Source organism: Pseudomonas sp. AC239 (assembly GCF_979258545.1).
In genome coordinates this window covers 2639555-2660110 of record NZ_OZ409864.1, presented here as the reverse complement: position 1 = coordinate 2660110, position 20556 = coordinate 2639555, and the positions used below count along the sequence as shown (strand labels likewise).

At 61.3% G+C, this 20556-nt stretch carries 16 protein-coding genes; 7 read left to right on the top strand and 9 right to left on the bottom strand.

Translation table 11 applies throughout. The features are described 5' to 3' along the window. Position 1 precedes the first annotated feature (1 nt). Both ACZ0AZ_RS12065 and ACZ0AZ_RS12060 read right to left on the bottom strand, forming a co-directional pair. A complete protein-coding gene (locus tag ACZ0AZ_RS12065) occupies positions 2-751 on the bottom strand; it encodes a methyltransferase (RefSeq protein WP_463537441.1) in 750 nt (249 codons plus the stop codon). Continuing rightward, entirely contained in the window at positions 751-1053 is a 303-nt protein-coding gene (locus ACZ0AZ_RS12060) for a MazG-like family protein (RefSeq protein WP_240783183.1), read from the bottom strand. The genes ACZ0AZ_RS12065 and ACZ0AZ_RS12060 overlap by 1 nt, the downstream gene beginning before the upstream one ends. Positions 1054-1236: 183 nt before the next feature. On the opposite strand from ACZ0AZ_RS12060, the gene ACZ0AZ_RS12055 reads away from it, so the two are divergent. Both ACZ0AZ_RS12055 and ACZ0AZ_RS12050 read left to right on the top strand, forming a co-directional pair. Next, positions 1237-1530, top strand: coding sequence for a hypothetical protein (locus ACZ0AZ_RS12055; protein ID WP_039757018.1), 294 nt, complete (start codon positions 1237-1239; stop codon positions 1528-1530). Between the two features lie 148 nt (positions 1531-1678). Further along, positions 1679-3028 carry an MATE family efflux transporter gene (locus tag ACZ0AZ_RS12050; protein WP_463537440.1) on the top strand — a complete coding sequence of 450 codons (1350 nt, stop codon included), beginning with the start codon at positions 1679-1681 and terminating at the stop codon, positions 3026-3028. Between the two features lie 9 nt (positions 3029-3037). On the opposite strand, the gene ACZ0AZ_RS12045 is transcribed toward ACZ0AZ_RS12050, so the two are convergent. The 6 genes from ACZ0AZ_RS12045 to ACZ0AZ_RS12020 form a co-directional block, all read right to left on the bottom strand. Then, positions 3038-3829, bottom strand: a complete 792-nt coding sequence (locus tag ACZ0AZ_RS12045) for a DUF4123 domain-containing protein (RefSeq protein ID WP_039757016.1) — start codon at positions 3827-3829, stop codon at positions 3038-3040. Then, positions 3826-5166, bottom strand: a complete 1341-nt coding sequence (locus tag ACZ0AZ_RS12040; protein ID WP_463537439.1) for a type VI secretion system Vgr family protein — start codon at positions 5164-5166, stop codon at positions 3826-3828. The genes ACZ0AZ_RS12045 and ACZ0AZ_RS12040 overlap by 4 nt, the downstream gene beginning before the upstream one ends. A 233-nt stretch (positions 5167-5399) precedes the next feature. Continuing rightward, positions 5400-7313, bottom strand: coding sequence for an arginine decarboxylase (speA, locus tag ACZ0AZ_RS12035; RefSeq protein WP_016771856.1), 1914 nt, complete (start codon positions 7311-7313; stop codon positions 5400-5402). A 220-nt stretch (positions 7314-7533) separates the two neighbouring features. Beyond that, on the bottom strand, positions 7534-7905 hold the full coding sequence (locus tag ACZ0AZ_RS12030) for a translation initiation factor Sui1 (protein ID WP_007914613.1): 372 nt from the start codon (positions 7903-7905) through the stop codon (positions 7534-7536). A 185-nt stretch (positions 7906-8090) separates the two neighbouring features. Further along, entirely contained in the window at positions 8091-8648 is a 558-nt protein-coding gene (locus tag ACZ0AZ_RS12025) for an NUDIX hydrolase (protein WP_310403768.1), read from the bottom strand. 3 nt (positions 8649-8651) lie between these two features. Then, on the bottom strand, positions 8652-9719 hold the full coding sequence (locus ACZ0AZ_RS12020) for a DUF2333 family protein (protein WP_016771859.1): 1068 nt from the start codon (positions 9717-9719) through the stop codon (positions 8652-8654). 414 nt (positions 9720-10133) lie between these two features. On the opposite strand from ACZ0AZ_RS12020, the gene gcbA reads away from it, so the two are divergent. The 5 genes from gcbA to accC all read left to right on the top strand — a co-directional run bounded on the left by gcbA (position 10134) and on the right by accC (position 16355). Beyond that, positions 10134-11804 (top strand): diguanylate cyclase GcbA, encoded by a 1671-nt coding sequence (gene gcbA / locus ACZ0AZ_RS12015; protein ID WP_463537438.1) that lies wholly within the window; start codon positions 10134-10136, stop codon positions 11802-11804. A 51-nt stretch (positions 11805-11855) separates the two neighbouring features. Then, positions 11856-13802, top strand: coding sequence for a methyl-accepting chemotaxis protein (locus ACZ0AZ_RS12010; RefSeq protein ID WP_463537437.1), 1947 nt, complete (start codon positions 11856-11858; stop codon positions 13800-13802). Between the two features lie 241 nt (positions 13803-14043). Beyond that, complete coding sequence (aroQ, locus tag ACZ0AZ_RS12005; protein ID WP_016771861.1) at positions 14044-14499, top strand: type II 3-dehydroquinate dehydratase; 456 nt, start codon at positions 14044-14046, stop codon at positions 14497-14499. A 24-nt stretch (positions 14500-14523) separates the two neighbouring features. Continuing rightward, positions 14524-14982: an acetyl-CoA carboxylase biotin carboxyl carrier protein gene (accB, locus tag ACZ0AZ_RS12000; RefSeq protein WP_016771862.1), complete on the top strand. Its 459-nt coding sequence runs from the start codon at positions 14524-14526 to the stop codon at positions 14980-14982. Between the two features lie 17 nt (positions 14983-14999). Then, positions 15000-16355 (top strand): acetyl-CoA carboxylase biotin carboxylase subunit, encoded by a 1356-nt coding sequence (accC, locus tag ACZ0AZ_RS11995; protein ID WP_024011424.1) that lies wholly within the window; start codon positions 15000-15002, stop codon positions 16353-16355. Between the two features lie 65 nt (positions 16356-16420). On the opposite strand, the gene ACZ0AZ_RS11990 is transcribed toward accC, so the two are convergent. Further along, on the bottom strand, positions 16421-20380 hold the full coding sequence (locus ACZ0AZ_RS11990; protein ID WP_463537436.1) for a type III effector 1: 3960 nt from the start codon (positions 20378-20380) through the stop codon (positions 16421-16423). Positions 20381-20556: the final 176 nt, after the last annotated feature.

Genomic DNA, 20556 nt, shown 5'->3' with positions numbered 1-20556 from the left:
CTCAGATCGGCCGGCAGATCCAGTGCAAGTAACGCCCAAGCCCGGCGAAGCCTGGGTGACGACGGTGCGCAAGTTCCATTTCCAGCAAGTCCGCCAGTTCGGCGCGGGCCTGGAATTCCACCGGCATGTAGTCGTGAAATACCCGTACGCCGCTCTGACTTTCGACCTGCCACATTCCGGCGAGTTGCGTTGCCAATTCCCGCGGGTCGAGAGGCTGCTGCGGGGTCAGGCTCTGCTTCTCGCCGGCCATGACGTTCTTGCGCATTTTCTTGAAATGGCCCTTGAGCAGATTGCGATAAATCAACGCATCACGGTTGTAGAACGCAAGCGACAGCCAGCCGCCGGGCTTGGTCAGTTGATGCAGCACCGGCAGGATCGCATGGGGCTCGGCGAGCCATTCCAGCACGGCGTGGCAAATCACCAGATCGTAGGGCTCGGCGAGCTGGCCGAGCAGTTCCTGCCATGGCGCCTGAATGAATGTCGCGGTTTGCCCGGCTTCGGCAAAACGCTGGCGTGCGCCTTCCAGCATCGGTTCGGCCGGTTCGGTAAAGGTGACGTCATGGCCGCGCTCGGCCAGCCACAGCGACATGTGCCCAAGGCCACCGCCGATATCCAGCACGCGCAGCGGGCGATCCGGCAAGGCCTCGGTCAGGTCGGCCTGCAACACGGCGAGGCGAATCGCGCCTTTGGCGCCGCCGTAGATTTTTTCGGCGAAGCGCGTGGCCAACTGATCGAAATGACGGTCGCTCATCAGCTGAACCGCCGTTCGCTGTCGGCGAGCTTGGCCCGCACCACTTCATTCATGTCCAGACCCAGCTCGCTGCACAGCAGCAACAGATACAGGACGATATCGCCGACTTCCTGCCCGGCATGCGCGAGTTTTTCCGTCGGCAACTGGCGCGACTGGTCTTCTGTCAGCCACTGGAAGATTTCCACCAGCTCGGCCATTTCCACGCTGGCGGCCATGGCGAGGTTTTTCGGGCTGTGAAATTGCCGCCAGTCATTGCGGTCGCGAATGGCGTGCAGGCGTTCGGTCAGTTCAACAAGGTTCATCGGGCTCTCCTGAAGACGCATAGCTTCGGGTGGATACCCACCGAAGGCAAGGGTGCAGGTGAACTAATGTGGGAGCGAGCCTGCTCGCTCCCACACATGATCCGGGCAAACCTTCTATCATGCAGGGAACTCGGCCGCCCTCGGCGTGGCCCAAGGCTCAGCTCTTTCATCAGGGATGCACACATGCGTGTAGAAAGCTTTTTCGAATGGCTCGGCCAGGCACTCGGTTCGGTCATCCGCTTTATCGTCGATGGCCTCAGTGGCCTGTTCAACATGCTCAGCAATGCCGGCGGCAACTTTGTCGACGGCCTCGCGCAGACGCTGGGGATGGACACCTCGATCATCAGCATCATCGCGCTGATTGTCGGTTTGATGCTGCTCTGGTCGGCGATCCGGGCGTTCATGAACGCGTCGATCATTGCCGGGATCATCTGGTTGCTGCTGGGGTTGTGGTTGCTGAGCTGGATCATCCATTAACCCACCGCCCCCTGTAGGCCCTCGCCTGCTCGCGATCGCGGTATGTCATTCGAAGCTTGTGTGACTGAACGGGCGCTATCGCGAGCAGGCTCACTCCTACAGTGAATTGCGTTAATCGCTACAATCCCCGCTCCCCCAAGGAGCCTGCATGTCCTCTCTGATTACCGACTGGCGCGACCGCCCGACTCACCGCAAGGTCTGGGCGCTCGCCGCGCCGATGATTCTTTCCAATATCTCCGTGCCGCTGGTGGCGCTGGTCGACAGCACTGTCATCGGCCACCTGCCGCATGCCCATCAACTCGGCGCGGTGGCGGTCGGCGCCAGTCTGTACACCTTTCTCGCTTGGGCGATGGGTTTTCTGCGCATGGGCACCACCGGTTTTGCCGCGCAGGCTGCCGGGCGCAGCGATGGCGCGGGGTTGCGGCAGATTCTCTTGCAGGGCCTGTTGCTGGCACTGGGCTTGGCCGTCGTGCTCGGCGGCCTCGGCGTGCCGCTCAGCGGCGTTGCGCTGCACTTCATGCAGCCATCGGCTGAACTGGATCAGCTGACCCGGGCGTTTTTCCACACGCGCCTGTTCGGCCTGCCCGCCGCGCTGGCGACCTATGCACTGGTCGGCTGGTTCCTCGGCACGCAGAACGCGCGGGCGCCGCTGGCGATTCTGCTGAGCACCAACCTGATCAACATTGTGCTCAATCTATGGTTCGTCATCGGCCTGGACTGGGGCGTGGTCGGCTCGGCGCGCGCTTCGGTAATCGCCGAATGGAGCGGTGCCCTGCTCGGCCTGTGGCTGACGCGCACGGCGTTGCGCGCCTATCCGGGGCAGATCATCTGGTCAGCACTGAGAGTCTGGCAGAGCTGGCGCCCGCTGCTGGCGGTCAACCGCGACATCTTTATCCGCAGCCTCGCCCTGCAATCGGTGTTTTTCCTGATCACCGTTCAAGGCGCGCGGCTCGGCGATGCGACCGTAGCGGCCAACGCGCTGCTGCTCAACGGCCTGCTGCTGACGGCCCACGCACTCGACGGACTGGCGCACGCCGTTGAAGCCTTGTGCGGGCATGCCATCGGCGCCCGGGATCGCCTGGCCTTGCGTCGATCGCTGGTGGTGGCCGGCGGCTGGTCGTTGATTGCCAGCCTCGGATTCGCCGTGCTGTTTCTGCTCGCCGGGCACCTGTTCATCGAGATGCAGACCGACATCCAGAGCGTGCGCGACACGGCGTTCGTCTACCTGCCCTACCTCGCCGTGTTACCACTGATTGCGGTGTGGAGTTACCTGCTCGACGGCCTGTTCATCGGCGCTACACGCGCGCGGGAAATGCGCAATGGCATGCTGCTGACGGTGTTGTTGCTCCTGCCGTTCGCCTGGTTCTTGCAAGCACTGGGCAATCACGGCCTGTGGATATCTTTCCTGCTGTTCATGGTCTTGCGCAGCCTGACCCTCGGCGCGCAAGCCCTGTGGCTGAAACGCAGCGATGGCTGGTTCAGCGGCAAGGCTCACTGACGGCATCAGTCAGTCCGCCGCACCCCACTGCCGACGCAGATGATCGAGGCGCTCCTGCTGGGTCAGACCCGCCGGTGGAGCAACCAGCACCGCGCGCGGATGCAGCAGGCGCAGCCACAGCCAGCCGTCGAGCACCGCGCGATCACTGAAACCCAGCGCCAGACCCTGTTGCACATGCACAGCGATCGTCTGGTAATCGGCGCACAGGGATTGGCACCAGCGCCAGATGTGTTGTTCCAGCAGACAGGTTTGCAGGCGCTCACGCTGGCGCCGGGTCAGGCTTTCTTCGATGCCCAGCGGTTCGACGAGCAGGCCGGGATTGCGCAGCTGTTGCCAGCCCTGACTGCCGATGGCGCGGTCAGCCCAGGTACCCCCAAACCAGCGCAACTGGCGGATTGGCCCGAGCCAGCGACTCAGTTGCGCGGCATCGCAGGCATCGAAGAAATAGCTGGCGGTCTGCCGGTTGTAATAGCTGAGCAAGGCCCGGTGATTCAAGCCGAATGAGACGGTGAGCATGCGTTGCAAGTGGCTGATCAGCTGCTGCGCCGGTATTTCGCAGCTCAGCAGCAGCCCGCGCCAAGTGTCCGGATCGCGCAGGCACAAGGCGGTCAATGCCGGATTCTCACGCAAGTCGACAAGAACCGGGCCGTGCTCGCTGACCGGTTGAAATTCGGTACCGTCGAACAACCGGTGCCGCTGCACATCGGCAAAGCCCTGCCGCAACGTCAGCAGGGCGCGTGACGCGTCAGGGGTATCGAGTAACAGCCATTGCGCCATAGGCTCAAGCGCCGCGCCGCTCATCTTGCGCTGCTCTGATCAAGCGCGGTCAACAGCCGGCAACTGCACACGGACTCGGCACAGTGGTTGAAGCTCCCACCTCCCGGCATCAGGCACAGCAGCAGCAACGGCTCGCCGGACTGCAACAGCTGCTGCAACCCATCGCTCACCAGCAACTCCGGCAACGGGAGATCGTCCTCAACCGTATCCTCCACCAGCGCCGGAGGCTGGAGAACGCCGCTGACCATCGGCTGATCGGGGTCGCCTTCGAGGAAACTCACCACGACCTCCACACCATCGGCCAGCGCCGCTGATGGCAACTCGCTCAGGGTTGGTGCGAGCGGTAGCCAGCAATGGCTCGGCGCTGCGCCTTCGCCCTGATACAGCCAGTCAAATTGCACCGCGACCGGCCGCGAGCGATCGGGTTGCGCTTCATCGACCGAAACCACCCAGGCACGCTGCAGGCTGTGCATGCGTTGCTTGGCTGGCGTCGCGGCGGGCGCAAAGACGGGCACCCGCGCGGCCGCGAACAGGCGATTACCGTAGGGCGGTTCGAGAGACTGATCGGCACGGTGCTCGATGCGGGTCAGCAACCATGGGCGGTTGCATTCGATGAAGGGATGGCCGTCCAACGGCAACCACTGACCGCTGCGCAGGGCGGACAAATCGCTGTGGCCTTCGGCATTCGGTCCGCGCTGGCCGGCCTGTGAATCTTCTTGCAGCTGCCATTGGCGTACGGCTGGAGTGACGCAAAGGTGGTCATGCTCGCCCTGATAGCGCGCGACGTCTGCCTGCGGCATCCGCGTCGGATCATCGCCCAATACCAGACAATGCCTGTCGCGGTGATGCTCGAAGTAATAGTGAATACGCGCCTCTGCGCACACGCGCTGGAGCAGTTGCAGATCGGATTCCCGGTATTGCGTGCAGAAGGTGCGGGCCGGGTAGTCGCTGTGCAGGTCGAAACGTCGTTGCAGCCCGACGATGCCGTGCTCACGCAGGACCTGGTCGATGATCTGCGGCACGGAGCGGCCGCTGAATATGCGCTGGCTCAAACGCAGGTCGAGGCAGTCGAGCCTGGGCCCCAGACGCACGCGACTCAAGCGCAGGCCATGACTGTGCTCATGCTGGACAAGGCTGTGCAGTTGCCCGTGCACACCCTGGCCGGGCGGGCCGAAGCACAGGAACGCAGAACGATGCAGCAGGCCGGCAAGATCCAGATGCGGATCGTCGATCACCACATCGATCTCGAAGACAAAGGGTTCGCTGAGCGCTTCCCTTCCGGTAAAGGCGAGAACTTCGAAGGGGTCGGACAGGCCCGCTACATCGAGACGAAACGACGACTCGTTGACTGGATCGAACATGGGCGGATCTCTACAGGAGGGGCGGCCGGGGATTCTCGCCGAGAGGCATGGCCGAGTAGAGAGGCGAAGTACAACTTAGGAAATGACCTACGCGAAAAGCAGACCAGATGAGTTTGCTGACCGTGATCGCACAGGTTTTCGTGAAAAAATCAGGAGATATCCCACCGGGTTGTCCGAATTTTCCACAGCTTGCGGAAAAAAATCGGACAACCCGGGCGGAACGCTATCGGGTCTCAGGAAGACAGATAGGAGGAGCGGGTCAGGCCCAGACGCAAGGCATCGAGGAACTGCGTGCGCTCGCTGGCACTGATCCGGGCACTGGCGCACTTGTCGCGGTAGTGGGTCATCAGTTCTTCCGGCGACAAGTGCACGTAACGCAGCATGTCTTCGATGGTGTCGTGGGTCTCGATACCGGCGTGGTACACGCTGCCGTCGGCGTTCTGGTAGATGTTCACCGAGTCGGTGTCACCGAACAGGTTGTGCATGTCACCGAGGATTTCCTGGTAGGCGCCGACCAGGAACACGCCCAGCAGGTAATCTTCGCCTTCATTCAACGCGTGCACCGGCAGGCTGGTTTCGATGCTCTGCTCGTCGACGTACTGGTTGATCTTGCCGTCGGAGTCGCAGGTCAGATCCTGCAGCACCGCACGGCGCAGCGGCTCTTCGTCGAGGCGATGCAGCGGGATGATCGGCAACACCTGATCGATCGCCCAGGTGTCCGGCAGGCTCTGGAACACCGAGAAGTTGCAGATGTACTTGTCGGCCAGCTTGTCGTTGAGTTCGTCGAGCACCTGGCGGTGCGAACGCTGACGCGCCTTCAGCGAGTTGTGCAGGCGACGGCACACGGCGAAGTAGCATTGCTCGGCCAGGGCTTTTTCCGCCAGGGTCAGCTTGCCATCGGCATACTGCGCGGCGACGTCGCTCATGTAGTGGGTGGCGCGCCAGTAGGTTTCGGTGACCATTTCGATGTCGGTCGGGCCAAGCAGATCGACCAGCCATTGCACGGTTTCCGGCAGGCTTTCCTTGTTCTCGATCAGCGGGATCTCGTCGTTGTGTTTCTCGACGTCGGTGACCTGCACCACCAGCATCGCGTGGTGCGCAGTCAGCGAACGGCCGCTTTCCGAGAAGATGTGCGGATGCGGCAGGCTCTGCGCGTCGCAGAATTCCTTGAGCATGCCGACCACGACACCGGCGTAATCGTCCATGTCGTAGTTGATCGAACTGGCGTTGCGCGAGTGGGTGCCGTCGTAGTCGACACCGAGGCCACCGCCAACGTCGATGTGATCGACCGGCAGACCGAGGTTGCGCAATTCGCCGTAGTAACGGATCGCTTCCTTGAAGCCGTGCTGGTAGTCAGCGAGGTTGGCGATCTGCGAACCCATGTGGAAGTGCAGCAGGCGGATGCCTTGATCGAGGCCGGCGCCACGGAAGCGCTCGACCACCGACAGCAGTTGCGCCGCCGACAGACCGAATTTGGATTTCTCACCACCGGTGTCCGCCCACTTCGAGGAGGCCAGCGACGACAGCCGCACGCGCAGACCCACCTGCGGCTTGACCTTCAGCGAGGCGGCTTCTTCGATCACCAGGCCGACTTCGGATTCTTTCTCGATGACGATGAACACGTTGTGGCCGAGCTTCTGGCCCATCAGCGCGAGGCGGATGAACTCGCGGTCCTTGTAACCGTTGCAGACGATGGTGCCGCCCTTCGGCGCCAGCGCCAGCACCGCCAGCAGCTCAGGCTTGGAGCCGGCTTCCAGACCGATGGAGACGTTCTGGGTGGCGATGATGTTCTCGATCACCGCTTCCTGCTGGTTGACCTTGATCGGGTACAGCGCGGTGTATTTGCTCTGGTATTCCAGGCGCTCGATGTTGGAATCGAAAGCGCCGGTCAACTGACGGACACGGTCTTGCAGGATGTCAGGGAAACGCACCAGCAACGGCAAGGACAAACCGCTCTTGCGCAATTGGTCGACTTGCTCGAACAGGTCGATGGGCGAGCTGCTCGGGCCGTTCGGACGTACTTCGACGCGACCGGCTTCATTGATCGCGAAATACCCGGCCCCCCAATGGCGAATCCCGTAAACGCTGCGGCTGTCCGCAACTGTCCATTGGCTGCCATCGTCTTTACGTGTGCGTCGTACGGACATCGAAGTCCCCTATAAAGAAGTCAGAGTGCGTCGCCTGAAGTGCAGGCCGGCGCAGTCTAAAGAATGAAAATGACGGTTCGTCAGTGCGGCGGTAGACCGCACTGACTGCGTGGAGTTTAGAAACCGGTCATGAACAGGCTCTGTGAAAACCATGGCAACGACGCCGGATCCGAGAACACTCGAAGCCGGATCAAGCCGCCGGAGGGTTTCACAGAGGCTGCTAGCCGCCGGACTTCTTCGCTTTGAAACCGTGCTTGATCAGCTCTGCCAAGAGTAGCTCGACGTGATCGCCCTGGATTTCGATGATGCCGTCCTTCAGCGCCCCGCCAGTGCCACAACGTTTTTTCAACGTCGTCGCCAGCTCCTTGAGCGCGTCTTCGGCCAGGGGCACGCCGGTGATGGTGGTCACCGTCTTGCCGCCACGCCCTTTGCTTTCGCGACGCACGCGGGCAATGCCGTCACCGGCCGGGATCACGGTTTGTTTGCAGATACAGGCGTCCACCGGTTTGCTGCATTCCGGGCAATGACGACCTGCGTCGGTGGAAAATACCAGGCCGCCCAGGGCGGCGAAGGATGCGGCTTTCTTGGCCACCGGCAATCCTCTCGGGAGGACAAAGACTGATCGCAACCTTGGGCAAGGTCAGCGACCGCGAAGCCCCACTCAGGCAGGGGCAGCGCTACTGCATCGGCGCTTATGGGAAGCGTTCGGTGCAGTTTGAAAAGGTCGCGCAGTGTAACGGCAAAAATCGCGATTGCTAAGTGCCAATCGGCGCCAATTCATGTGTTCTTTGCGACGTTGCTTTGCTGCGCCTTGAGATAGCGCTTCAGCGCGGCCAGAGAGTCCGGGCAATACGGCTTTTCGCTGATTTCGCGCATGACCTGCTCGACGGGAATGAAGCGCGCTTCAAGGACCTCTTCCGGCTGCAGTTTCAGCGGCCCGTCCCACACGGCGGAAAACGCCGAACACCATAGACGGTTGCCAGTGTCTTCGAAGTAGAAGTGATCGTGAGCGGTGAGTTCGACGCCGCTGACGCCCAGCTCTTCCTCCAGCTCGCGCGCCGCCGACTCGGCGTAGCTTTCGTCAGCCTGGACCATGCCGCCTGCGGCAACATCCCAGTACCCGGGGTAAATCGCCTTGCTCAACGTGCGCCGGTGCACGCACAGCTCACCGGCGGAATTGAACAGCATGATGTAGGTGCCCCGGCCAATCAGACCGCGCTCGCGCAAATCGGAGCGCACCAGCGCGCCGAGCAGGTTGTCCTGCTCGTCGACCCAAGCGATCTGTTCGGCGTCCGAGGCGGCGCGATGGGCCGCCTCTCTGGTTGTTTGACTCACGAATCAGCCCTGATTGAGCAGTTGACGCAAATCGATCACCGCCGCGTTGGCCCGGGAAATGTAATTGGCCATGACCAGCGAGTGGTTGGCCAAGACGCCAAAACCGCTGCCATTGAGGATCATCGGGCTCCACACCGGCTCTTGCGAAGCCTCCAGTTCACGAATGATCTGGCGCACGCTGACGGTGGCGTTCTTCTTCGCCAGCACATCGGCGAAATCGACTTCGATGGCGCGCAGCAGATGCGACAGCGCCCAGGCCTGACCGCGTGCTTCGTAGAACACGTTGTCGATTTGCATCCACGGGGTTTCCACGACTTCTTCGTCAACCTGCGGCACTTCGCCAACTGCCGGAACTTCGGTCTTCAGCGCGGTATTGAGCTTGACCCGACCGACACTGGCCGACAGGCGTTGCGACAACGAACCGAGACGGGTGCCTACGTCGCCCAGCCAGTTGTTGAGGTTGTCCGCGCGGGCGTAAAACAGCGCGTTTTTCTGATTCGGATCCGACAAGCGCGACTGATAGCGGCTCAGGGAGTTGATACCTTCCTGGTATTCCGACTCGCTGGACGGCAGCACCCAGCTTTTGTTGTCGAAGTTGAAACGCGGTTCGGCCTTGGCCAGATCGGCGTCTTCGGCGGACTGCGATTGCGAACGAGCAAAATCCTTGCGCAGGGCACGGGTCAGGTCACGCACCTGCACCAGCACGCCGTATTCCCAGCTCGGCGTGTTGTCCATCCACAGGCCCGGCGGGAAACGATCATTGGAAATGTAACCGCCCGGCTTGTTGAGCAAGGTGCCGGCAACGGTCTTCAGGGTTTCGACCGTGGTGTAGCCGACCACCATTTGCTTGCCCTCTTTCTCGGCAGCGACCTGGGCGTTCTGCGCCACCGGAAACAGCTCCGGTTCCTGGCTCCAGTACCAGCCCAGCGCGATGGTGACCAGCAAATACAGACCGACCACTGTGGCCAGCGCCCGGCTGAACAGCAGCCCGCCGACATAGCTGCGGGTGGCCGACTTGGGCTCGGCGGCACGTTCAGGCGCGCTGCCCGCGCGGTTTTTCCAGTCCAGCATGGCGATATCCTTTCAATCACTTGGGTTCAACGGTTCGACCACAACCATACAACAACGTGCCAAGGCCGGGCACCCGTCGCTAACGATAAGCCGCAAATGGTGCGGCCGGATGACGCTTCGCCACACACTAAGGGATTCCCTGATACGGCAACGCCAGCAACGCAGTGCACTCCGATCTGGATTCGGCCCGAGCAGCGATGGAGAATTCCCGACGCCCCTGCCCCCACCTTCAAGTCGGGCGCCCGGATTTCGGGCATCGAACTGACCTGCAAGTGCATGAGAAAACCGCCCGGTCAGAAACTGAATCGTGTCGTCCAGCAGATTATTGACGTACGACACTCGTCTAAGGGAAAAGAGGTGCTAGCATAGAGCCACCAGTCGATCTCAGCATGCACCCTAACTAGTAGTCAGGATATGACCGAGCCAGAAGACCCCAGCCGTGAGCGTCTCAAGCACCACTTTGCCCAGCGGGTAATTCATCAGGCACGTCAGATTCTTGAGATATGGCAGCGCCTGCAACGCAGTGAGTGGTCCACCGTCGATCTCGCCGAACTGAGCGAGGCGAATCTGCGTCTGCTGCGTTTTGCCGAGCGTTTCGAACAGCCGGAACACACCCAGCTGGCGCATCACATCAGCCAGTCGCTGCAAGCGGTGGATGCCAACCGTGGGCGCCTCAGCAGCGGCCTGATCACTGATCTCAATCGTTTGATGCAGCGCCTGTCGCGCACTGGCCTGCGCCATGGCGATCAGCTCGACCAGACGTTCCTGCCGCCGCTGCGCAAGCCGATCTACGTAATGTTGCAGGATCACGACCGCGCCGAGCGGCTGGCCAAGCAGCTCGAATTCTTTGGCCTGAGCGCACAGGCGCTGGACAGTGTGGCGGCGTTTCGCTCGTCGATGGTCGAGCGTTTGCCCGCGGCTATCGTCATGGACGTGGATTTCAGTGGCCCCGGCATCGGCCTGAAACTCGCCGCCGAAGCTCAGGTCGGCCTCGAAGAACCCCTGCCGCTGCTGTTCTTCAGCCTGCACGAAACCGACACCCCGACCCGCCTCGCCGCTGTGCGCGCCGGTGGCCAGGAATTCCTCACCGGCACGCTCGAAGCGTCGAGCCTGCTGGAAAAAATCGAAGTGCTGACCTGCGTCGCCCAGTACGAGCCCTATAAAGTGCTGATCATCGACGACTCGCGCGCCCAGGCCCTGCACACCGAGCGCCTGCTCAACAGCGCCGGGATTGTCACCCGCACCTTGATCGAACCGATTCAGGCAATGGCCGAACTGGCGGATTTCCAGCCGGACCTGATCATCCTCGACATGTACATGCCGGCCTGCACCGGCACCGAGCTGGCCAAGGTCATCCGTCACAACGACCGCTACGTCAGCGTGCCGATCATTTACCTGTCGGCCGAGGATGATCTGGACAAGCAGCTCGACGCTATGAGCGAGGGCGGCGATGACTTCCTGACCAAGCCGATCAAGCCACGCCACCTGATCACCACCGTGCGCAACCGCGCCGCGCGGGCGCGCAATCTCAAGGCGCGGATGGTTCGCGACAGCCTCACCGGCCTGTACAACCACACGCACATTCTGCAATTGCTCGAAGACTGCTCGTTCCGTGCGCGCCGCGAGAACAAGCCGCTGAGCTTTGCCATGCTCGACATCGATCACTTCAAACGGGTCAACGACAGTCACGGCCACCCGATGGGCGACCGTGTGATCAAGAGCCTGGCGCTGTTTCTCAAGCAGCGTTTGCGCAAGACCGACTTCATCGGCCGTTACGGCGGCGAAGAGTTCGCCATTGTCATGCCCGACACCGATATCGACGCAGCGCACAAAGTGCTCGACGAAATTCGCCAGCGCTTTGCCGAGATTCACTACCCGGCGCAGCCGCAGGATCTGTGGTGCACGTTCAGTGCCGGCGTGGTGGAAATGTGCGATGACTCCGACAGCCTGATAATGGCCAGCCAGGCCGACGAGGCGCTGTACCGCGCCAAAGGTGCCGGACGCAATCGGGTGCAGACCGCGCGACAATCAAAGCAAAGTGCCACTTTTTCATCGGAATCCACTGATTCGGTCATAACCTTGTAATGGAACCGCAATAAATTCAGGCGCTTACCATTCCTGCCGTTGGTAGCCGTCATGCGCCTGAAGTTGCTCACCAATCTCAACACTCTGCTGCTGGTCGCCGTCTGCGTGGCCCTTGGCGCCACGCTGTGGTGGTCGCAAAAAGCCCTAGAACGCCCCTATCTCTTGATGGAGCGTTATCTGGGGCTGTCGCAACAATTTCAGAATGAAGTGGCGCGCAACGTCGAGGATTACCTCGCCAGCGGTGACGCGCTGCGCCTGAGCAGCGCCGCTCAGGCCATCGACAGCGTGCAGAAACAACTGGATGAATTGCCTCCGCCGCTGGCCGACACCGTGCGGCCAAGTCTGACGAGCCTCGATGAATTCAGTAAAACCGACCTGCTCGCCGCCGGCAAACTGGCCGGCGATCCGCAGGCGCTACTGTTGCAGGCCGAACGTGAACTCAGCGCCAGCCTCGACCAGCTCAATACCTATGCCAATGGCAATGCGGCCTACCTCGCGCCACTGCTCGCCGCGTCGCAGCACTTGGGCAAACTATCGCTGGCGCGAGACAAACTGGTCAGCAGCGGGCGCAGTGAACTGGCTGCCGATGTCGAGCGCGAAGTGGGCAACATGCGCGCCCAGGCCGAGTCCATCGATGCCCTGCCCTTGCTCGGTGTGGTCGCCAGCAACGAATCGAGCAGTGACGATTTCGCCGCGTTGATGGGCATCGAAAACACCGACAAAGCCGCCGCCGAAGATGCCGGTATCGCCCTCAAGCGCGAACTGAACAGCTTGCTTGGCCGCTATCCGGCAGAACTGGCGCGCACCCGCGAGCAGATCCAGAAACGCGCCGACCTCAGCGCCGCCACCCATGAGAAAATCGCCAGCGTGCAACACGCCATCGCAGGCCTTGAACCGGTGGTGCGCGCACAGCACGGGCAGATCCAGGGCGAAGTGCGCCTGATGCAAGGCGTGATGATCGGCCTGATTCTACTGATCGCCCTGCTCATCGACACCTTGCAGCGGCGCCTCGCCCGCACCCTGACCAACCTCGCCCCGGCGCTGTCGACCTGGGCCGAGGGCGATTTCAGCCAGGATATTCAACTGGGCAAGACCAATCGCGAATTGCACGACATCGAAGCCTCGCTCAATCGCTTGCGCGCCTATCTGGTGGATCTGGTCGGCACCATTCGCGGCAACGCCGAGCAAGTCGCAGGCAGCAGCCGCACCCTCGCCGAACTGAGCAATGACTTGCACAGCGGCGCCGAGCATCAGGCAGGTGACACTGCGCTGATTCGCGACTCGCTGGGTGAACTCGAGGCGACCATTCAGCAAGTGGCCGGCGATGCCCGCCAGGCTGCGGACGCCAGCCGTCATGCCGGACTGGCCGTCGAGCATGGCCAGACGGTGATCGGCCAGAGCCTCACCGGGTTGCATGCGCTGGTTGGTGAAGTTCAAGGCAACGCACAGATGATCGAACATCTGGCGGAAGAGTCGGCAACCATTGGCGGCGTGCTGACGGTAATTCGTTCGATTGCGGATCAGACCAATCTGCTCGCCCTGAACGCGGCGATCGAAGCGGCCCGCGCCGGGGAAATGGGCCGTGGTTTTGCCGTGGTCGCTGAAGAAGTGCGCTCGCTGGCACAACGCACCGCCGGGGCCACGGCAGAAATCCAGACACTGATCGCAGGCCTGCAGACCGCCGCCCGGCAATCGGTCGAAGGCATGCGCGCGCAGGTCGAACACGCCGAAGCCACGGCCAATCAGGCGCAGGCGGCCGACGGCGCATTGGACAAAATCGTCGGTGCGATCCAGACCATCGCCGACACCGCCGTGCGCATCGCCGATGTCACCGCGCAGCAAAGTGGCGCGGTCAGCGAGATCCGCGATCACAGCGAGCGCATTCATCAATTGGGTGGGGATAACTTGCTGCGCATCGGCCAGGGCCGCGAACAGGGTGAGAATCTGTTGGTTCTGGGCGGCCAATTGCATACGGCCGTTCAGGCTTTCCGCGTCTGACAAACCGCTATCGCGAGCAGGCTCACTCCTACTTTGGAATGCATCTCCCTGTGGGAGCGAGCCTGCTCGCGAAGAGGCCCATGGCACCACCACTAATGACCGGATCAGCTCACTCGGTCACAAATTTCGCGCAAACATCGCCCATCGTGCCGCCTATTGCATGGAACTGGACAGTCACAAAGGCTTTGCGGCATAGTCGCCGGGTTCTGACGACTGCTCATTGATAACAAGGACAACGCAGATGGCAACGCTACTGGTGCTGCACGGCCCCAACCTGAACCTGCTCGGCACCCGGGAACCGGGGACCTACGGGTCGACGACCCTGGCGCAGATCAATCAGGATCTGGAGCGGCGCGCCCGCGAAGCCGGCCATCATCTGCTGCATCTGCAAAGCAACGCCGAGTACGAATTGATCGATCGCATCCACGCTGCGCGCGGTGAAGGGGTGGATTTCATTCTGATCAATCCGGCGGCTTTTACGCACACAAGTGTCGCATTACGTGACGCGCTGCTGGGAGTGAGCATCCCATTCATCGAAGTGCATTTGTCCAACGTGCACAAGCGCGAACCTTTCCGCCATCACTCCTACTTCTCCGATGTAGCGGTAGGAGTGATCTGCGGCCTTGGCGCCAGCGGTTACCGACTGGCCCTGGAGGCCGCACTAGAGCAGCTTGAACACCAAGCTATACGCCCCTGACCGACCCTTGGGAGTTGATGATTCATGGATATCCGTAAAGTTAAGAAACTGATCGAATTGCTGGAAGAGTCCGGCATCGACGAGCTCGAGATCAAGGAAGGCGAAGAGTCCGTACGTATCAGCCGCCACAGCAAGACCCCGGCGCAGCAGTACTACGCGCCAGCCCCGATGCAGGCTCCGGCCGCTGCCCCTGCTGCCGCGCCAGTCGCTGCCGCTGCTCCGGCTGCCGCTGCTGCACCCGCGCTGAACGGCACTGTGGCCCGTTCGCCGATGGTCGGCACCTTCTACCGTAAGTCTTCGCCAACCTCGCCAGCCTTCGTTGAAGTCGGCCAGACCGTGAAGAAAGGCGACACCCTGTGCATCGTCGAAGCCATGAAGATGATGAACCACATCGAAGCTGAAACCAGCGGTGTGATCGAATCCATCCTCGTCGAAGACGGCCAGCCGGTTGAGTACGACCAACCGCTGTTCACCATCGTTTGAACCGCGGAGAGCCTTTGATGACTGCGAAGTTGGAAAAAGTTCTGATCGCTAACCGCGGTGAGATCGCCCTGCGGATTCTGCGTGCCTGCAAAGAGATGGGCATCAAGACCGTCGCCGTTTACTCCAAGGCCGACAAAGAGCTGATGCACCTGGGTCTGGCAGACGAATCCGTCTGCATCGGCCCGGCGTCCGCCGCTCAGTCTTACCTGCACATCCCGGCCATCATCGCTGCCGCTGAAGTGACCGGCGCTACCGCCATTCACCCAGGCTACGGTTTCCTCGCGGAAAACGCCGATTTTGCCGAGCAGGTCGAGAACTCCGGCTTCGCCTTCATCGGCCCGAAAGCCGACACCATCCGCCTGATGGGCGACAAGGTATCGGCCAAGCACGCGATGATCGAAGCAGGCGTACCGACCGTTCCAGGTTCCGACGGCCCGCTGCCGGAAGACGAAGAAACGGCGCTGCGCATCGGTCGTGAAGTCGGCTACCCGGTGATCATCAAGGCCGCCGGTGGTGGTGGTGGTCGCGGCATGCGTGTGGTGCACAAGGAAGAAGACCTGATCGCCTCGGCGAAACTGACCCGCTCCGAAGCAGGCGCGGCGTTCGGCAACCCGATGGTCTATCTGGAAAAATTCCTCACCAACCCGCGCCACGTCGAAGTGCAGGTACTGTCCGACGGCCAGGGCCACGCCATCCACCTGGGCGACCGCGACTGCTCGCTGCAGCGTCGTCACCAGAAGGTTCTCGAAGAAGCGCCGGCACCGGGCATCGACGAGAAGGCGCGCCAGGAAGTATTGGCTCGCTGCGTCAAGGCATGCATCGACATCGGCTACCGTGGCGCCGGGACTTTCGAGTTCCTCTACGAGAACGGTCGTTTCTACTTCATCGAAATGAACACCCGTGTTCAGGTGGAGCACCCGGTTTCGGAGATGGTCACCGGTATCGACATCGTCAAGGAGATGCTCAGCATCGCCGCTGGCAACAAGCTGTCGTTCACTCAGGATGACGTGGTCATCCGCGGTCACTCGCTGGAGTGCCGGATCAACGCTGAAGATCCGAAGACCTTCATGCCGAGCCCGGGCACGGTCAAGCATTTCCACGCTCCAGGCGGCAACGGCGTTCGCGTCGATTCGCACCTGTACAGCGGTTATGCCGTGCCACCGAACTACGACTCGCTGATCGGCAAGCTGATCACTTACGGCGCAACCCGCGACGAAGCCATGGCCCGCATGCGCAATGCCTTGGACGAAATCGTGGTCGACGGGATCAAAACCAACATCCCGCTGCACCGCGACCTGGTTCGTGATGAAGGCTTCTGCAAGGGCGGTGTGAACATTCACTACCTCGAGCACAAGCTGGCCAAACAGTCGTAAGGCTGAAGCGGTGTAAAAAACCCGATCCCTGCGGATCGGGTTTTTTTATGCCTGGAACAACGCCATCAGCTCAGCGACACCAACGAAAAAGCCTGCCCTTGAACCAATTCAGCAGTGGCCAGGCGCCCGCCCTGATCGACCACAGCGCCAGAGGCATCTTGTTGCAACGGCTTTTGACGAAACCGCTGCATGAACAGCTTCGCGCGTTTCGCTACCGGATCGGTGGCATATCCCGCTCGCTGCAAAACCGGCGTATACAGGCGCTCAACCTGATTGGAGGACGTCTTGAACACTGTCGAAACACCGCTGTTCAGATTCAGCGAAACCGCATAGTTATTACCCAGACATGAAGAGTAGGACCAGTAATCCCAGCTTGGCCGCAGCCCCTGCTGGCGCAATACACTTCTGACCGCCCCGCCGATATCCGCCCCCGTCAGCCAGTCACCGCCCACCAGGGTGGCACGAATATCCTTGGCCGAGCCTCCCAGGCGCGCCATCACGTCCTGGACGGCTCGCTCAATCAGAGAGTGAATGTTGTGATCGAAATGGATGACCGCGCCGACCTTGGTCGCCGGGTTGTACATCGAGGCAATCACGCAGGTTTGCGCGTTCAGCGAAAACAGATAATTGTCCACAGACCCGGCGACGAACTTCGCTACCACGGCTTCGCCCTGCAACGCCCCACGGCTCAGCGCTGGCTCGACGCGACCGGGAAATGCATCGCGCAGATTGCTTACATGACCAAGGTTGCCCACCTGATCATGGCCGCCGCGCAGCCCGACTCGATCATGGGTCCATTTGCCGCTCGCAGCCAGGCGTATGGGGCGCTGATAAATGGCGGCGGGACGCCGGGCATCGACCAGGCTCAGGCCACCGAAATGCGGGTTTTCCCTGACCTGGAAGTACCTGCCTCTATGGCGAATGTAATAGCTCGGCTGCGGCTGGACAGCACTCGGCGGACTGCGCCATGTGCCATAAAAAACACCTTCTTCAGTGACCCGCTGCAAATTACCCGGCTTGTTGCTGACGGCCTGCCTGGCATGAAAACGCACCTCGCGAACCGCCGGCAACGCTTCCTTGCGAAGCGGAGCCACGGTGTTCAAGCGCTCGCTGAGCAATGAGGCCGGCCGTGTCGTGTACTTCAGGTTTCTGACCGTACGCCCAAGCAATTTGGCCGTACTGCCAGCGCCAACCGAGGCAAACAGCGCGCCCCACGACGCCTCAAGCCAATGCCCGAGCGCGCCCTCGACATCGCCTTCCAGATGCGCCGCGACGGCTTGACCGGCACTGACGGCAACGAACACGACGTCCAGCAGCAAGGCGAAGGGCGGAAACACCATGCAGAACGGCGCGGCACCGAACATCAGGCCTTTGACCACTTGTCGCTCGATCATTTCTGCGCGACTGGTGGTGATGTCTTCCACATCGGTGACGGTGCGCTCGATATAAGCATTGAATTCGCTGCGAGCATCGCTCACTCGTTGCGCTTCGAACAGCGTATCGACGCGTTGTTTTTTTGCCGCTATCGCATACAGCGAACGCGACACCGTGGCGCGCGCAGCAACCGGCGTGCGTGCCAGCAAATAGTCATGCAACGATCCGGCAATGTCGCCATACAGTGACTGATACGCACGCAACACAAGATCATCGGGAGCATCTGGGGTGTACAGCCACCAGGACGGTTCGGGATAGAAACAGGTGAAAACGTAAACCCCGAGCACCACGTGGCTGCGTACCGTAAAGCTGAAAACACCGTCACTGCTGACCACGCTGGCGCCCGGCAAATGCGTACCCGGCGCTGGCGGCTGACTCAACAACGAGACCTGACGGACCAGCGCAAAATAGACCGCGTCGCTTAACCGCGCCTGACTTCCGGCGACGCGCAAATCACGATCCATCTTCGACAGCAGCACGTTGCGCCAGGCGAACCGACGCGGCTCGTAAGCGTCATCGCGGGCGTCGAGATATTTGCTGCGGATCTCGCTGGCGTACTTTTCACCCAACCAGGCCCGGCGCAGATACAAGGCCAGATCGGCGCTGCGCACCCGGCTCAAATCCTGGCCAACGGAGGAGCGCACACCTTTTTTCGGATGATCGATGCCGGCGTTGTCGTCATAGCCGTAGATCGCCAGATCGAGCAGGCTGGCCACCGACTGCTGCCTGCGATCAGCGAGGCCGGCGTTGTAATCGATCAATACGGTGGCCGGGTCGACCGGTTCCAGTACCTGTTTGCTGCGCATATAAGGCGCGATCTCGGCGGCAACCGTGCGTCTGGCGAAGTCGATAAAGACTTCGAAACCGCCGAGCCACTCGTTGAAGACCTGCTGATGGACAACCAGCTCCTGATTCAGGCTGCTGAGACGTCGGCGCGCATCCAGGGGCAGCGTTGAGTACCAGCGCAGTGAGTTGTCCTCTTCGACCTGTTGCAAATTTTTCGCCAGACCCATCTGCACCGCCGCTTCGACGCATGCGGCGAACGGCATGGACGCACGCCGGATATCACTTTTCATTCCCCAAAGGCCAGGATCGGCCGCCACGGCAACAAGATACTCACGGGCTTGACGATGGGCAGTCGGGGAAAGCTGCTGCACAAGGTATTCGCGACCGGACTCGCTCTGCGTCCAGCCCCAGACCTCTCCAGTCAGTGCCGCCAGCGAAGGCAGGCGGATCCACTCTTGACCGTCCGGCTTGTTTGGTGCGTACAGCAGCAGGTCGCTCACCGTTGATGGAGTGTCTTCCCGATAAAACACCAGAAAGTCGGCACACTGCATGCCGTTGGGTAGCGCCAGCGCGGCGACGCGCAAGGACGCGTCCATGGCCTTCCCCGCCCACATCGGTTCGAGACGGTCATGCTCTTCCACTGCCATATGCCCTGCGCAACGCGCTATGAACGCGCTTTGCTTGAGCCGTGCGATAAACCAGTCGATCGAGGCTTTTTGCACTTCTTCGCGCGCATATCGCCCGACGAGGGCTCTGAGGTATCCGACCGGGTAATCCTGGCCGGCCAGCATGTCGGCGATGAATGCCGGCTCCAGCGGCTGATTGCGTCGCGAAGGGCCGCTGGTCACTTCCAGCACGACGGCGAAATCCGCGCCGATCGGTCCCGCCGCGAGCAATTCGCTCAGACTGCGGTTCTGCGTCGGCTCGCCAACCGCTGAACGCCATTTCAGGCGAACGTCGATCCGGTCCGGTTCGACCTCCATGTCGAGCTTGAGCCGGATGTAGTCAATCGCCTGTAGCCGGGCATAGGCGCGCAACGAGCCGTAGCCTTCCAGCAGATCATCGAGCGCTGCCTGGGCCTGCGACGTCTGCTCTTGATAACTGCGCAACCTGGCTAACCCGGGTTCATTCAGCACCCGCAACCAATGTGGCAATTGCGCGTATGACTGCGCTTCCAGCCTTTTCTTTTCCGCGCCCGTTGCCAGCGCGGTCAACCGATAGCGGCGAGCGCCTCGTTCCTGAACCTTTTCGATCTGCCTGCGTAATCGATCCGGCGTCAGCCCCGCGAGACGGTCTGGGTGGAACAGCGCGTCGATGTCGTTGATGTAGCGCCGCAACTTGCGCAAGACCAACTGATCGAACGCAGTCTCCTGTCCCTTGGTTTGCCAGTGTGTTCGCAGATAATTTTTGTAATGATCAAGGAAATGTTCCGAAACGCTATCTACGGCCTGGATGACCGCTTGACGGCGGCCGGCCGGCAAAGCCCGATCAGCAGCGCCCGGCCAGCGGTACGGAGCGTTACGGATCGCCAGGTACATCAGCGATTTGCCGTCGATGATTTTCTGCAGGATCGCATCAAGCAAAGCCAGCACGAACCCCGGATCGATATTGCCGTGCGGGTAGTGATCGCGCAGCTCGGTCAACGCAAAGTTTTCCATGGCCGCCAGTAAGGTCATCTGGCTGCTCAGACGCTTGTCGATCAGCACCTGCCAACGCGTGATCCGCAGCAGAATCTCCTGGGCCGTTCCTGTGGACGCAGCGGCTTGCGCTCGTTTTTCTTCTACAATCCCTTGTTCACCCGCCATGTCGTCCAGCCCGTTATTGCGTATAAATGAGCTTTCACTCTATTTGCCGGCAACCGCACTCAGGCAATACATATGTATATCGCCCCGGTGATTGTGTAACAGCAAAGCGGCGTGTCCACTTTGCCGGCGACCTGGCGTAAACTGCGCGCTTTTGCAGCTTCGGGCTGCCCCACAGA